Source organism: Prauserella aidingensis (assembly GCF_024171865.1).
GTDB classification, from domain to species: Bacteria; Actinomycetota; Actinomycetes; order Mycobacteriales; family Pseudonocardiaceae; genus Prauserella; species Prauserella aidingensis.
The window spans coordinates 89,742-103,800 of the sequence record NZ_JAMTCN010000008.1; the positions used below are offsets into that span (position 1 = coordinate 89,742).

Below are 14,059 nucleotides of genomic sequence, written 5' to 3' on the forward strand. Positions count from 1 at the left end.
CGCTGCACCCGTGTCACTGCACCCCGCGTCGCTGCGACCGGCGTCGCTGGGTCCGGCGTCAACGTGGCCGGAACCCGGGAACCATTCTGGCCAGCAACCAGGCCACGGCGCCCGCCGCCACACCGGTGAGGACGCCGGTCAGCAGGCTGCTGCCGACGGCGGCGCCGCGGACCACGACGGCCTCGAACGCAGGCGACAGCGCTCCCGCGAGGTTGCCGCCGAGTTCGGGAGGTTCGGAGTGGGCCGCGTGCCACAGTGCCTGGTGCACGGCGCCCAACACCACTCCGTGGACCGCGCCCACCGCCGTGAGGGTCACCAGTGGTGACGGGACGCGCCGCCAGAGCACGAATGCCACCCACACGGCCAGCGGCACGAAGACGAGCAGGCCGTTCAGTATCGGGGAGACGGGTCCGAGGTCGTGGGCGATCGCCCGTGGTGCGCCCAGCAGCGCCAGGCCGACGACTGCCAGCGGCGCGAGGCCGAGGCGCTCGCGGAGGCGTTGGCGCAGGCCGCCGGTCATGACCGCGCTCCGGTGGTGACCTGCTCCGGGTGTCCGACCTCCATGGTGTGACTCCACTTCCTTGCGAACGACGGCGACGACTGGAGGCGACGTTAGGCCGGTCCGTTCGCGTACGCGTCCGTCACAGTGTGCTCGTCACGTACGTATTTCGACGTAGACGGCGGTCGATAGGAGTGCACGGGCGCGCGGGCGCCTTCAGGTGAGTGACGGGAACGGCGGCGGCGCGGGAGTCGTCGGCACCCATACGGCTTTGGTCTGCGTGTATTCGTCCAACACGCCCGGGCCCGAGGAACGTCCCCAACCGGAGTCCCCGACACCGCCGAACGGGACGGCGACGTGAATCGTCTTGTACGCGTTGATCCAGAACGTGCCGGCGTCGACCCTGTCGGCGACGCGGTGTGCCCGCGACACGTCTTCCGTCCACACGGCACCGGCGAGGCCGAAACCGGTCCCGTTGGCCCGGGCCACCGCCTCGTCCTCGTCGGTGAAGGTGCAGACCGACAGTACCGGTCCGAACACTTCCGTCCGTTCGAGCGTGTGATCCTCGCCGACGCCGTCGAGAACTGTCGGCATGACCCAGTTTCCGTCCCGCCACGGTTGTTCACGCAGGTGCGGGCTCAGTTCGTGGGCGGTGAGTCGCTCGGCGCCCTCCGACACTCCGGTGGCGACGAGCGAACACACGGTGTCGTACTGGGCGCGGGTGACGATCGGACCGATCTCGGTGCGGGGGTCCAGCGGGTCACCGAGCCGCAGCTGTCGGATTCCCTCGTTAAGACGGGCGAGCAGCGCGTCGTGGACGTCGCGGTGGACGAGCAGTCGTGAACCGGCGACGCACGACTGACCTGCGGCGGCGAAGATGCCCGCGATCGCTCCGTGCGCGGCGCGGTCCAGATCGGCGTCGTCGAACACGATGTTGGCGCTCTTGCCGCCCAGCTCCAGGAGCGTCGGCGTGCCGACGGCGGCCGCGGCGCTCGCGACCGCACGCCCCGTGGGTACCGAGCCGATGAACGCGACCTTGCCGACCCTCGGGTCGCCGGTGAGCGCGGCGCCGAGCGTGCCGCCGAGACCTGGAGCGACCGTGAGGACACCTGACGGCAGGCCCGCGTGTTCGGCCAGCGTGGCGAGGCGCAGCGAGGTCACCGGAGTGAACTCGCTGGGCTTCACGATGACGGCGTTGCCTGCGGCCAGTGCGGGCGCGGCGTTCCACGCGGCCGTGAACAGCGGGGCGTTCCACGGGGTGACCGCGACGACGACGCCCCACGGCACCTTCCGCGTGTAGGTCAACCACTCGCCCGGCACCGGGAGCGTGTCTCCGGTGATCTTGTCCGCCCAGCCTGCGAAGTAGGCGAACATCTCGGCCGCCTTCGCCACCTCGCCCCGGGTGTCCCGCAACGGCTTGCCGGTGGTCGCGCTCTCCAGGACGGCCAGCTCCTCGGCGTGGCCGGACACCGTTGCGGCCACTTCGCGCAGGATCCGCGCACGCTCGAACGGGTTCGTCCCGCCCCAGGTCGCGGCTCCTCGTCGAGCCGCGTCCACGGCGATCGCCGCCCCGTCGGCACCAGGATCCGCCCACGTCGTCACGAGTGCACCGGTCGCCGGGTCGCGCAACTCGACGGACTCTCCCGCGCCCGCATGGGTCACACCCGCGGCGCGGACGCCGATGCCGTCGGGCAGCTGGTCGTGGAGGAGCTTGCGCGCACGTTCCTCCGGGGTGCGGTCGGTGAGCGTGGTGACGTCCGGCGCCGTTGTCTGCTGTGCGGAGGTGCTGTTGGCGGGTGTGGCGCTCATCGGTGCTGCGGTGTCCTCTCCGGCTGTGCCATGCGGTTGAAATCCTCTGTCGCGCCGAGCCGATCGCGGGTTTCCTGCCAGTCCTCCGCGACGACGTCGGCCAACGGGGAAGGCACCCCGAGCGACCGGGCCGTCTCGGCGGCCAACGCGACGTCCCGTGCCATGAGCCCGAGCGGGAAACCGGAGTCGAACGTCCCCGAAAGCACCCACCGCGGCAGGTTGACCTCGGTGACGGCGCTGCGGCCGGAGGCGCCGTTGACGGCCTCGAAAACCCGGGCCGGATCGATGTGGGCCGCGTCGGCGAGCCGGAGCGCCTCACCCGCGATCTGCAGGTGCGTGGCGCAGAGGAGGTTGTTCACCAGCTTGGCGACGTTGCCCGCACCCGGCCCGCCTACCCGCACCACGCGCTGCGCGATGGCGTCGAACACGGGCTGTGCCTCGGCCACCGCGTCGTCGCGCCCCCCGAGGAACACGGCGAGCGATCCGTTCCATGCACCGGCGGGACCACCGCTCACGGGGGCGTCCAGCAGACTGTGGCCGTGCCGTTCGAGTCGCTCTGCGAGCTCGCGGGTGGAGACGGGGCTGCTCGTGGACGTATCGATGACGAGCCGGTGTTCCCTGTCCGCATCGAGTACGTGGTCCACGAATCGTTCGACCTGGGCCGAGCCCGGGAGAGACAGCACCAGCACGCTCGACCTGGCAACCGCCGTGTCCAGGTCGACGACCGTGACGAGATCGCCGACGCGTTCCGTCGCCTCCGGTGCAGGGTCGACGCCCAGGACCGAGTAGCCGGCGAGCGCCAGCGTTCGTGCGATGCCTGCGCCCATGTTGCCGAGGCCGATGACGGCCACGGTGTCGTGCATCTGGTGTGCTCCTTACCGCGTCGGTGGTGGGTGGACGGATCAACCCGTGATTCGGAGGACGATGTCGGCGACGACCGCCGAGCCCAGGTAGGTGGACGCGAGGACGAACACCGCGATCAGCAGGAGTTTCCAGCCGGACTTCTTCACGACGTCGATCTCGCGCTGCGTGATCGCCAAACCCGCGTAGGCCAGAGCGGGGACACTCAGCGCCAGGAAGTCGATGTCCGCCACGAGCGCGGTGACGCTGTCTCCCCACGGTGTGAACGGCAGCGTGGCTGCGATGCCGAGCAGGGAGATCCACGCGATGCTCGGCAGGTAGAACGGGGCGAAGCGGGTCAGCACGACGCCCACGGCACAGATCACGTACAGCCCGGCCAACCCGGCGAGAGCTGCCAACGCGGAAAGGTCGGTCGCCAGCAGCTGCAGGGCCCAGCCGAGGACGCTGACCACGGCGAGGTCGCGCAGGGTCGGCCCCACGGCGAGGTTCTCGCGCGGTACTCGGGTGCTCCCGCCGACGGTGTCTTCTGCGCTCACGGTCAGTTCTCCTTCCGTGCTGCGGAGGCTTCGCCGGGGCGTGCCTTCTTGTACAGCCATTCGACGAGCGGAAGAGCGACGAACAAGCTGACGTACAGCCCGGTGGCATAGGTGAGCAGGTTGCTGGCCCCGGAGAGTGCGACCACGGTGTCCTCCATGCCGGGCCACGTTCCCGAGAGCGCCCCGCTGCACGCCGCCAACATGGAGCCGCTACCGACCCCGCACGCCATGGCGAGCGCTTCGGGAGCGAAGAAGCCCAGCGAAGCCAGCAACGAGGCCAGGACCGAGAAGATCAGTGTGCCGAACACGGTGCCGACGACGTAGACGACCATGACGCCGGTGCCTTCGGGGCTTTTGAGGCCGTACCGGTCGACGATGATGGCCAGGTTCGGTTCGCGGGCCACGGAAAAGGTCGCACCGATCGACTCACGGCGTAGTTTGAACACCCACACCGCGAGGGGGAACGCGATCGCGACCGTGGCGAGGTTGCCGATCTCCTGGAGCAGGAGTGCGGGGCCTGCCTCGATCAGCTCTTCGAACGACGGTCCGATCGTGGTTCCGAATTTCGCGATGAACGGCATGATCGTAATGACGATCATGGGCGAAGCGGCTTTGACTTCACGTTTTCGGACGATCTTCGACACGGCCCCGACGACGTGTGGATTGAGCAGCACGCTGAGAAGGAACGCGTACAGCAGCGGAAGCAGCAGGATCGCGGCGGGGCCGAGGGGAATCTCCCGCACGTCGATCAGCTGCGCGATGAGGGCGATGACGAGCACGGCGACGTGGAGTCGCCACATGTCCAGCACGTTGCCCGGTGCACGCATGTCGGCTCCTGCGGATGAGGGGTTCGGCGACGGAACTCTCGATGGCAGGCGACGCTACGTTCGGCCTGGGTGGTGCACAAGACGACAGTTTTTAGACGGGGGTGTTGCTGCAAAGGCAACGCTCACTGGGGGTTGAGTGAGTCGAGGTGCTGCGCACAGTGCTCCAGCAGCCTGGAGGCGATGTACGACGGTGGACGCCCGGTGCGGGTCAGCAGCTGGGCGTGTACGCGGTCGCTTTCCGCCTCCGTCAACGGGATCGCTCGCAGTCGCTCATGGGCGAGGTGGCGGCCGACGGCGAATCGCGGCAGGAGCGTGATGCCGAGGCCCGCGAGCACGAACCCGACCATCGCGTGCATGGAATTGCTGACGAGGCGGATGTCGAGCAGTACGCCGTAGGTCCGCTGAACCTGGTCGGTCAACGTGCGCAGGCCGAACCGTTCGGGGAGAACGGTTGCCGCTCGGCCGTCGAGCTGTCCCGGGGTGACGGAGGTGAGTTCGGCGAGTGGATGGTCCGGGGCGCAGATGACGTGCAACGGCTGCGGAGCCTGTTGTACGACGGTGAGTTCCCGGTGCGGTGTCGGGTGCAGCGCCAGTGCGAGGTCGACGTCGTCGGACAACAGCAAGTCACGGATCGTGTCCGTGCCGCCGGTGGTCACCTCCACCGACACTCCGGGATAGGTGGTGAGGAAGTCGTTCAGCCCGTGTTCCACGAGGTCGTCCATGAACCCTTCGCCCGCCGCCACACGCACCCGGCCACGACGCAGCCTGTGGAGCTCGTCGAGGTTTTCGGTGAGCAGCTCTTCCAGGTGTGCGCGATCCTTCGCGAAGCGGAGCAGGAGTTCTCCTGCCTCGGTGGGGCGCACGCCGCGAGCAGTGCGTTCGAGCAGGGTCGTGCGAAGGTGTCGTTCGAGCGCCGCGATCGTGCGGCTCACGGCGGACGGGGCGAGGGCGAGCTGGTCTGCGGCAGAGCGGATCGACCCGGATTCACAGACGGCGCTGTAGTAGCGCAACGTCCGGTCGTCGAGAGCCATGGCCCGACCTTACGCGCCGGCACCTGCGGCTCGGTATTTCATCATCACCGTCGCCGCCGGTGCGCCGAGCAGCGCCAGGTCCCGAGGTGACTGATCCGCATGACAGGACTCCGGCCCCTGTGACAGTCACCGGTCCTGTGTGGAGTGCGCAGCTGCCGTCAGCTCGGCGGCTCTGCCGTCATGCGGGTTTGCGTGCGACACCGCCGATGACGTTGGCCTCGGCAGCGTCGATCGTGTCGGTGCTCTCCGGCCGCCACTCGGGAAGCCATACCAGGCCCGGCTCGACGAACTCGAGATCGCCGGCGAACGCGGCGATCTCGTCCCGGCTGCGCTGGGTCAACGGCAACGTTGCACGGTTGGTGTACTGCCCGGCCACCGTCCGGAACGCATCGTGTACCTCGTCGTCCGCGGGATTCAGGCTGATATGGGTCAGCGCCAGCAGGCTGCCCGGCGGCAACTGTGCGCGGTAGTGGGCCAGCGGGCGTTCCGGATGCCGATCGTCCGGCATGAAGTGCAGCAACGCCACGATCAGCAGGCAGACCGGCTCGTCCGGGTCGATACCGCCCTCGGTCACCACCCGCTGCCACAGCTCCTCGCCGTCGAAGTAGTCGCCGAAGAGCGCATGGTGCCGTTCCGGATCGGCCGTGTCCTCCAACAGGACCTGGGCATGCGCATGCGCGATCGGCTCGTTGTCGATGTAGACCACCCGGCATTCGCCCGGCGCGACCTCGTCGGCCACCTCGTGCACGTTGCCCTGGGTCGGAAGTCCGCTACCGATGTCGACGAACTGCCTGATGCCCGACTCCACCGCGAACCGCACCGCTCTGCGCAGGAACTCACGGTTGGTCACCATGCCCACCCGCATCTGCGGCGCCTCGATCAACTGCTGCTCGGCGAACTCGCGGTCGACGGCATAGTTGTGCCGCCCTCCGAGTACGTAGTCGTAGATCCGGCCTGCGCTCGGCCGCTCGGTGTCGATGGAGGCACGCTCATCGGGCATGGGCCGAGCGTAACCGCTGCCCCGCCGCATGCACACGCACGTGTGGCAATCTGCTGTTGGTCCCCGGTCAGTACGTCGTCCAGGTCTTCCGTGCCGCCATGTCGATCCAGGCCCGTTCCTGGTCGCGGACGAGTAGGCCGAACCTCCGCTTCGCTCCGTCGTCCGGTGCGAGGTGGAGCCACCACGTCCCTTTCAGCTTCCGGCTGGGGAACGTACTGGTTGTGGCGCCAGGGCGACGACGGACGACGATGTACACGTTGACCCTACGGTCACCCCCTGCCACCGGCTGTATCCCGATCGTGTTGTTGCCCATGGAGAGTGCGACGGGCACGGGCCGGGTGAGCAGGTGCAGGTTCCGCGCCGCGAGCAGGCGGCGTCTGCGGCGCTGGGGCGGGACGAGTAGGAGAGCCCCCATCCCCACTGCGATGAGTACCGACACCGCCAGCCCGATCGCCAGGACGATCCTGCTCTCCTCCGGAGAGTCGCGATGCACCTCGTGGCTGCCGGGCATGACCCAGATCTGCACGGTGTCGCCCACTGCCGGAATGTTCCGGCAGCCCCCGTAGCCGCCTTCGCCCGGCTCTCCGTGCAGCGTCCAACGGAGGTAGACGTTCGTGACGTCCCCGTCCTCCTTGTCGCACCAACCGTCGTGTTCGTCGACCGATTCGACGGTGGCCGACACCGCTGTGGTCCGGCCGAGTAGATGATCCAGAGTGTGGCCCTCGGACACGCTGATGCCCATAATCACGGGCATCGCCAGCCACCCCGACGCCACCAGCAGCCAGCGGAGAGGTAGGCGCGCGTCGGCTCGCCGTATCGCGGCGACCTCGTCGGCCAAGAGCATCGTCGGTGATCCCGATTCGTCGGCGTGTTCTTCGGTCCCGGTCGGCCATGCCGGGCTCTGCTGTAGCCCCGCGCGCCGTGTCGCAGACGAGCGTGTCCTATGTGGATTAGTCGTCGTCGTAGAGTGCTGCCGCGGTCGGAGTGCAGAATCCCTCGCCTTCGGATTCCGTGACACAGCCCGTTATTCCCGGCAACGCCCCCACTCCGCGAGTCACCTGCAGAGCACCCACGACGAGCACGATCGCGAACACCGCAACCGTCGTTCTCGAACGCCTTTCACCGCGCAGCAGGTTCGCGCCGACCACGATTGCGGCGATTCCTCCCGCCAGTGCGGCCATATTGAAGTAGCTGTACTCGGTGACCACTCCGTTGGTGATCTCGTACGAAGTCGATCCCATGAAAATGAGGAACGGAGCCAGGCACAGTACGAGCGACCAGATCATGAGCTTTCGTTTCGTTTCCACGTTTCCTTGGACGAAGCGGAAACCTCCCTCGTTCCTTGCCCGGCGATGACGGCGCGCCGAGCGCGGATGCCGGTGGGAACGGTGTACTCCGTGGAGTCCAGGCAGGTACTCGACATTCGTCCGGAAGCTCAGTCGAAACGTTCGAGAGTCGAGACGCACCAGCCGTTCACGTCGAGGAGGATCATTTCTCCGTCCTGCGACAGGGTGTCGCCGTTCGTTCTTTCCAGCGTGACGCGAACCGGTACCCGCGCCTCGTCGCCGTTCCGCGTGATGTCCCCGGTCATGCGCCAGGTGAGCTTCCCGAGGCTCTGGTCCAGTTTCTGGACGTTCCCCGACGCGGCCGCGTCACAGGCGAGGTCCTTGATCCTTGCCGAATCCTGAGAACTCAGGGCAGCGACGGCGCGTTCCGCCACCTCCTCGGGGCCGTCGTCGACGAGGAACCCGGGTGCCCAGAATGCCGTGATCGCGAGTGGCACGAGGATGACGGCGGCCGCACCGCCTGCGATGGTGGCGATCAACCCGGCGCGGCGTTTCTTCGGCGGCGGTCCGAAACCGCCGCGCGCGGCCGGCCCCGACGTGCCACCGTGCGCGGGCGGTGGGCCGTAGCCGTGCGGTCCGCCGGGAAGCTGCGGTGTGCCGTGACGGAGTGGCCGGTCGGGACGTTGCGGCTGTGGCGGGCCGCGGTGTTGTCGCGGGCCGGGGTGCTGTGGTGGACCGGGGTTCCCGGACGGGCCGCTGGAAGTCGGGTATCCACCCTGCTGCGGTTGCCTCCCCCGCGGTCTGCCGTGCGGATCGTGCGGTGGCGGATACGTCACGTCTGCTCCCCAGGTTTCGTGTCGCCTCCAGCGGCGGAGGTCCGAATAGATGTGAATCGCCTTCACGTCGTTCCGTGGGACGGGCGACGTCGACACGCGGTTCCCGGGGCGCGAACAGGGGTGATCGAGTTTGATCGAAACCGCTGCTCGAGGCGGTGTGATTCCGATGTGGTCGCATGCGGAGTCCACGTGTCACCGCACGGTCGTCGTGAGGTCCGATGCGCCAAGGATTGTCGGTGCTCCTTCGTACAGTCCGACGCTGTGGCTGAGTTTGATCGAACGGAGAAGTTCGTCCGAATCGCAGAGGCGCTGGACCAGGAGTGCGCCGCCCGTGGCATGCCTTTGAAACCCGGTGCGGCCCGGGACATGCTGCGCGCACATGTGGACAACGTTTCCGAGCAGTTGGGGATCCACAGGCGCAGCGCGCTGAAATACCTCGACGACAGCACAGCCGCCACGTTGGCGCGCAGCTACTTCCGGACCTTGCAGGAGGGCCGGGCTCACGACGACACACTGCCACCACTGCCGCTGGACGGTCCGAACGTCGGCCTGCCGATCTCCGCGTTCGCCGTCGCTGCTCACACGGCCGTGATGAACGATGATCCGGACAATGCGGCCGATCTGTGCGACACGATCATGCAGCTCGGCATGACACTTCGAGGTGAAGCAGTACCCACGGCGTCAGGTGCCCTCGTACAGGACGGACTCCGCAAAGCCGATCTCACGGTGAGGAACCTGCGAGCCGGAACATGGTCACTCAGCCTGTGGGAGCTGTCGCCGACGAACACGGAGATCGCTGACCGACTGCAGGCCGACCTCGATGCCATCGACGCCCTCTCGCGTCGCGAGCCGTGGTAGTTGACGGCGACATCGACGCCACGAGTCCCGCAGTCCGGGGTTTCCTGAGGGAAAGAGGGCAGTAGAACGGCACCAAGATCGTTTCACCCTGGGCTGCTCCCGGACTGGCCTGGGGTTGTGGTGGGCCGCCCGGGGCTCGAACCCGGAACCCGAGGATTAAAAGTCCACTGCTCTGCCAATTGAGCTAACGGCCCTGCCGCGCGTCAGCTTAGCGGCCGCGTCCCGCGAGGCGGGAGGCGGTCCGGCGCTTACATACGCTGCCCGTGTGGCCTGGCATTGGGAGGTCCTGATCGGCGTCGCCGTGGACCGCGTGGTCGTGTGGATGGTGGCCCGGCAGCGACGACGGTTTCGTCACGCTCCAGCGCGTCACCGGCATCACGCCGGACGCGGGGCATACATGATCACGGCCACGCCCACCAGGCACAACGCCGCCCCGATGTAGTCCCAGCGGTCCGGCTGGAACTTGTCGACGATCATGCCCCACGCCAGCGAACCGGCCACGAAAACGCCACCGTAGGCGGCGAGGATCCGCCCGAAGTTCGCGTCCGGCTGCAGTGTCGCCACGAACCCGTATGCGCCCAGCGCGATCACACCCGCCGCCACCCACAGAAGCCCACGGTGTTCGCGCACGCCTTGCCACACCAGCCACGCCCCACCGATCTCCGCCAGCGCGGCCAACCCGAACAACAGCACCGAACGCACGACTGTCATGGGAGAGCACGGTACGGCCGAGAGTCGGTCCGGGTGCGAAGGCAGGCCGGACGGTGCCGGCGGGTGCGGCACGGAGCCGGGAAGTCGGCAACACGAGCTCCCGAATACGCAACACGCTCTCCTGGAACCGCAACACGAACCCCGGAAACCGCAACACGGTCCCCTGGGGCTGCAACACGAGCCCCTGGGGCTGCAACACGGTCTCCGGAGTGCAGGGCACGTGGGCAGGTCGGCGTACCGGTCGATCGACTGATGTCGCACCGGGTGCGGCGTTCGTAGCGTCCACGGTCATCGAGACGTACCGATCGACACGAGAGGAACCCTCATGACCAGCGACAACGCCACTACCGCAACCCCAACCGAGGCCGCAACCCCAACCGAGGCTGCAACCCCAACCGAGGCCGGCACCACCACGACCGGCACCGCCACGACCGCCACCGCCGCGGGTCATGGCATCGCGGACGGAGCCGGAGGAGACGCACCGTTGCGGCTCGTCGTGATCATCGGCAGTACGCGCACCGGCCGGTTCTCCCCCGTGGCCGCCGCGTGGTTCGCCGACGAGGTGCGCAAGCACCATGGATTCGACGTCGACGTCGTCGACCTTCAGGGCATGGACCTGCCGGACTCTCTCGACGGCACCGCCGACACCGAGGCGCTCGGGCTGCGGCTGGCCGCCGCCGACGCGTTCGTCGTCGTCACCCCGGAGTACAACCACAGCTACCCCGCACCCCTCAAGGCCGCCATCGACCACTTCCACGCGGAGTGGCTGGCCAAGCCGGTCGGCTTCGTCACCTACGGCGGGATGAGCGGTGGGCTGCGGGCCGTCGAGCACCTGCGCGGGGTGTTCGCGGAGCTGCACGCCGTGACGGTCCGCGACACCATCAGCTTCTACAACTATCCGAACCGGTTCGGAGACGACGGCGTCCCCCACGACGCGGCGTCCGCGGGCGAGGCGGCCAAGGGCATGCTCGGCCAGCTGCTGTGGTGGGGCAGGGCGCTCCGTGACGCCCGCGCCGTGCGGCCGTACGGCGGCTGATCGCCCGTGGAGGGGCACCGTGAGGCGCCGGGGCGCTCGCTTGACCTCGACCTAACTCGAAGTTGCAGGCTCGTGGCCATGAACTTCGCGGTGATCCACGGCCGAGGCGACGAACTGGCCCGCATCGGCACGCTCGTCGAGGAGGTGCGTGCGGGTGCGGGGCAGGCGCTGGTGCTGCGCGGTGAGGCGGGGATCGGCAAGTCGACACTGCTGGCCACCGCCACCGCCACCGCCACGGCCCCCACCGCCACTGCCACCGGCGCAGCCGCCCCCGGAGCCGCATCCACCCTGACGGTGCTGCGCGGTGCGGGGGTGGAGGCCGAGTCGGCGATCCCGTTCGCGGGGTTGCATCTCCTGCTGCACCCGGTCGCCGGGCACGTCGACGAGGTGGCCGAGCCGCACGCCGCAACGCTGCGCCGGATGCTGTCGGGTGACGGTTCCGTCGACCGGTTCGCCGCGGGTGTGGCGCTGCTGGAGTTGCTGGGCGTGCTGGCGCGGAGCGGGCCCGTGCTGGTGTTGGCCGACGACGTGCAGTGGTTCGACGCGCCCTCGGTCGACGCGCTGTCGTTCGCCGCGCGCAGGCTGTCGGGGACGCGGGTCGGGGTGCTGCTGGCGGTCCGCGAACCACACGCGCCCGTCACGCCCACACCGGGCCTGCCCGAGCTGCGGTTGTCCGGGGTCGACGACGGCGCGGCCCGGCGCATTCTCGCCACGACGGAGCTGCCGCGGCACCGATGGGACCGCGTCGTCGCCGACGCCTACGGGAACCCGCTTGCGCTGCTAGAACTCGGGGCCTCGGACCGGGACAGTCGCCGGGACCCGTTCGCCGACGTCGTCGGCGAACTGCCGTCCGCCACGCGGACGGTGCTGCTGGTCGCGGCGGCCGACGGCACCTGCGACATCGGCACGATCCTCGCCGCCGCAGGCACCCTGGGCGCGTCGATCGACGACCTCCGCGTGGCCGAGGACGCCGAGCTCGTGATGTTCACCGAGGGCTGTTTCGGGTTCCGGCATCCGCTCGTCGGCACGTCCGTGTACCGGGCGGCCACGCTGGCCCGCCGGCTGGAGGCTCATCGGGCGCTGGCCGAGGTCCTCAGTGAGGACAGCGACGCCGACCGCAGGGCCCGTCATCTCGCCGCCGCCACGACCACGCCCGACGAGTCGGTCGCCGCGGCACTCGAGACCGGCGTCGAGCTCGCGCGCGTCCGCGGTGGCATGGCCGCGGTCGCCGACGACTACGAACGCGCCGCCCACCTCAGCCCGAGGCCGAGGGACGAGGGTTTCCGCCTGACGTCGGCCGCCCGTGCCGCGGCCGACGCGGGGCAGCCCGAACGGGCACGAGACCTGGCCGAACAGGCGGCGGGGCTGCTGCCGGAACCGGTCGACGCGACATGGGCGGCGATCGTCCGCGCCACGCTCGCCGAGGACGACGAACGGACCGCCGAGGCGCATCACCTGCTGGTGACGACCGCCCGGCGGATCGCGGCCGAGACCCCGGAGTCGGCGGGCAAACTGCTGTTCCTCGCGGTCGGCGCCGCGTGGCGGGGTGACGACCCGGCCCGTGCCGTCGAGGCCGCCGCCGTCGCCGACGAGCTGGCGCTGCCCGGAGCCGAGCGCGTACGCGCCCTGGCCACCGCCGCGAGTGCCGATGTCGCCGCCGCCGTCGCCGCGGTGCGGGACCTCGTCGCCGCAGGCTGCGCGGAGCTGACGGAGTGCACCGACGTCGCGTTGACGCTCCGTTCCGAGGTGCAGCGCTCGTGGTGGTCGTTGCTGCTCGGCGACGCCGACAGCGCCTACGCGCGGGCGACCGACACCGTGCGGGAGGCCAGGAGGCAGGCCGCCACCGGGGTGCTGCCCGCGGCGCTGGAGGTGCTCGCGCAGGCGGAGCTGCACCTCGGCGAGCTCGACACCGCGGCGCGGACGGCCACGGAAGGACTGGACGTCGCGACCCGCATCGGGCAGCGGCGCGGCGTCGCGATGCTCTCGGGGGTGCAGGCCGTCGTGGCCGCCGTGCGGGGCGATGCCGATGCCACGGCCTCGTACGCCGCCGACGCGGACCCGGCCTCCGCCGCGCACGCGCTCGCCCTGCTCGACCTCGGCGACGGTCGTGCGGAGGCCGCGGTCGATCAGCTGGCGGCCGCGCACCGGCCGGGACTCGCCGGACTGCCTGCCGTGCCGGACCTCGTCGAGGCGGCGTCCCGGACCGGCCGCCCCGAGAACCACGAGTTCGCCGCGCAAGCGCTTGCGGACTATGTGGCGTGGGCGGACACCGTCGAACGGCCGCAGCTGTGTGCCGTCGCGCTGCGCAGCCGTGGCCTGCTGGGCGAGCCGGACCTACTGCGGCCCGCGCTCGGGTTGGCCGACCAGGCCGGCCCGTGGCAGCAGGCTCGCACCGAACTCGCCCACGGTGAGTGGCTGCGCCGCGACCGCAACCCCGTCAAGGCGCGGCCCCACCTGCGTGCCGCGCTGACGGTGTTCGATCGGCTCGGCGCGCAACCCTGGGCGGGCCGTGCGCGCACCGAACTGCGCGCCGCGGGCGAGGGCCGCGACAGCCGTCCGGGCCGCGAGACCACCGTCGACACCGACGGGCTCACACCCCAGGAACTGCGCATCGCCCAGTTAGCCGCCGACGGCCTCAGCAACCGCGACATCGGCAACCGGCTGTACCTGAGCCCGCGCACGGTCGGTTACCACCTGTACAAGGCGTATCCGAAGCTCGGCGTGTCCGGCAGGGGTGAGCTCGCGAAACTGGAGCTGATGGCCTGAGCC

The 14,059-nt window shown here is 69.6% G+C and carries 14 protein-coding genes and 1 tRNA gene; 3 read left to right on the forward strand and 12 right to left on the reverse strand.

Annotated elements, in window-relative coordinates:
* Positions 1–58: 58 nt before the first annotated feature.
* The 10 genes from LY13_RS11415 to LY13_RS11460 all read right to left on the reverse strand — a co-directional run bounded on the left by LY13_RS11415 (position 59) and on the right by LY13_RS11460 (position 8,388).
* On the reverse strand, positions 59–520 hold the full coding sequence (locus tag LY13_RS11415; RefSeq protein WP_253828329.1) for a hypothetical protein: 462 nt from the start codon (positions 518–520) through the stop codon (positions 59–61).
* A gap of 195 nt (positions 521–715) precedes the next feature.
* Positions 716–2,308 carry an aldehyde dehydrogenase family protein gene (locus LY13_RS11420; protein ID WP_253828330.1) on the reverse strand — a complete coding sequence of 531 codons (1,593 nt, stop codon included), beginning with the start codon at positions 2,306–2,308 and terminating at the stop codon, positions 716–718.
* Entirely contained in the window at positions 2,305–3,171 is an 867-nt protein-coding gene (locus LY13_RS11425; RefSeq protein WP_253828331.1) for an NAD(P)-dependent oxidoreductase, read from the reverse strand. Before LY13_RS11425 ends, LY13_RS11420 begins: the two co-directional genes overlap by 4 nt.
* 39 nt (positions 3,172–3,210) lie before the next feature.
* On the reverse strand, positions 3,211–3,705 hold the full coding sequence (locus LY13_RS11430; RefSeq protein ID WP_253828332.1) for a hypothetical protein: 495 nt from the start codon (positions 3,703–3,705) through the stop codon (positions 3,211–3,213).
* A 2-nt stretch (positions 3,706–3,707) separates the two neighbouring features.
* The gene (locus tag LY13_RS11435; RefSeq protein WP_253828333.1) at positions 3,708–4,532 is read right to left on the reverse strand and encodes a DUF3100 domain-containing protein; all 825 of its coding nucleotides are present in this window, start codon (positions 4,530–4,532) and stop codon (positions 3,708–3,710) included.
* A gap of 122 nt (positions 4,533–4,654) precedes the next feature.
* A complete protein-coding gene (locus LY13_RS11440; protein ID WP_253828334.1) occupies positions 4,655–5,563 on the reverse strand; it encodes a LysR family transcriptional regulator in 909 nt (302 codons plus the stop codon).
* 178 nt (positions 5,564–5,741) lie between these two features.
* A complete protein-coding gene (locus tag LY13_RS11445) occupies positions 5,742–6,563 on the reverse strand; it encodes an SAM-dependent methyltransferase (RefSeq protein ID WP_253828335.1) in 822 nt (273 codons plus the stop codon).
* A gap of 67 nt (positions 6,564–6,630) precedes the next feature.
* On the reverse strand, positions 6,631–7,407 hold the full coding sequence (locus LY13_RS11450) for a hypothetical protein (RefSeq protein WP_253828336.1): 777 nt from the start codon (positions 7,405–7,407) through the stop codon (positions 6,631–6,633).
* 106 nt (positions 7,408–7,513) lie between these two features.
* Positions 7,514–7,849 (reverse strand): hypothetical protein, encoded by a 336-nt coding sequence (locus tag LY13_RS11455; protein ID WP_253828337.1) that lies wholly within the window; start codon positions 7,847–7,849, stop codon positions 7,514–7,516.
* 149 nt (positions 7,850–7,998) lie between these two features.
* Positions 7,999–8,388: a hypothetical protein gene (locus LY13_RS11460; RefSeq protein ID WP_253828338.1), complete on the reverse strand. Its 390-nt coding sequence runs from the start codon at positions 8,386–8,388 to the stop codon at positions 7,999–8,001.
* 558 nt (positions 8,389–8,946) lie between these two features.
* Between LY13_RS11460 and LY13_RS11465 the strand changes: the two genes are divergently transcribed.
* Positions 8,947–9,543: a hypothetical protein gene (locus tag LY13_RS11465; protein WP_253828339.1), complete on the forward strand. Its 597-nt coding sequence runs from the start codon at positions 8,947–8,949 to the stop codon at positions 9,541–9,543.
* A gap of 118 nt (positions 9,544–9,661) precedes the next feature.
* On the opposite strand, the gene LY13_RS11470 is transcribed toward LY13_RS11465, so the two are convergent.
* Positions 9,662–9,737: transfer RNA gene (locus LY13_RS11470), tRNA-Lys, on the reverse strand.
* A 181-nt stretch (positions 9,738–9,918) separates the two neighbouring features.
* On the reverse strand, positions 9,919–10,254 hold the full coding sequence (locus LY13_RS11475) for a YnfA family protein (protein ID WP_253828340.1): 336 nt from the start codon (positions 10,252–10,254) through the stop codon (positions 9,919–9,921).
* A gap of 325 nt (positions 10,255–10,579) precedes the next feature.
* On the opposite strand from LY13_RS11475, the gene LY13_RS11480 reads away from it, so the two are divergent.
* Both LY13_RS11480 and LY13_RS11485 read left to right on the forward strand, forming a co-directional pair.
* Complete coding sequence (locus tag LY13_RS11480) at positions 10,580–11,290, forward strand: NADPH-dependent FMN reductase (RefSeq protein ID WP_253828341.1); 711 nt, start codon at positions 10,580–10,582, stop codon at positions 11,288–11,290.
* Positions 11,291–11,368: 78 nt separating this feature from the next.
* Complete coding sequence (locus LY13_RS11485; protein WP_253828342.1) at positions 11,369–14,056, forward strand: helix-turn-helix transcriptional regulator; 2,688 nt, start codon at positions 11,369–11,371, stop codon at positions 14,054–14,056.
* Positions 14,057–14,059 lie beyond the last annotated feature (3 nt).

Excerpts from the sequence above, each read along its gene's own strand:
- LY13_RS11415 (WP_253828329.1), bottom strand. The coding sequence starts at position 520 with ATGACCGGCGGCCTGCGCCAACGCCTCCGCGAGCGCCTCGGCCTCGCG.
- LY13_RS11420 (WP_253828330.1), bottom strand. The coding sequence starts at position 2,308 with ATGAGCGCCACACCCGCCAACAGCACCTCCGCACAGCAGACAACGGCG.
- LY13_RS11425 (WP_253828331.1), bottom strand. The coding sequence starts at position 3,171 with ATGCACGACACCGTGGCCGTCATCGGCCTCGGCAACATGGGCGCAGGC.
- LY13_RS11435 (WP_253828333.1), bottom strand. The coding sequence starts at position 4,532 with ATGCGTGCACCGGGCAACGTGCTGGACATGTGGCGACTCCACGTCGCC.
- LY13_RS11440 (WP_253828334.1), bottom strand. The coding sequence starts at position 5,563 with ATGGCTCTCGACGACCGGACGTTGCGCTACTACAGCGCCGTCTGTGAA.
- LY13_RS11445 (WP_253828335.1), bottom strand. The coding sequence starts at position 6,563 with ATGCCCGATGAGCGTGCCTCCATCGACACCGAGCGGCCGAGCGCAGGC.
- LY13_RS11450 (WP_253828336.1), bottom strand. The coding sequence starts at position 7,407 with ATGCTCTTGGCCGACGAGGTCGCCGCGATACGGCGAGCCGACGCGCGC.
- LY13_RS11455 (WP_253828337.1), bottom strand. The coding sequence starts at position 7,849 with ATGATCTGGTCGCTCGTACTGTGCCTGGCTCCGTTCCTCATTTTCATG.
- LY13_RS11475 (WP_253828340.1), bottom strand. The coding sequence starts at position 10,254 with ATGACAGTCGTGCGTTCGGTGCTGTTGTTCGGGTTGGCCGCGCTGGCG.
- LY13_RS11480 (WP_253828341.1), top strand. The coding sequence starts at position 10,580 with ATGACCAGCGACAACGCCACTACCGCAACCCCAACCGAGGCCGCAACC.
- LY13_RS11485 (WP_253828342.1), top strand. The coding sequence starts at position 11,369 with ATGAACTTCGCGGTGATCCACGGCCGAGGCGACGAACTGGCCCGCATC.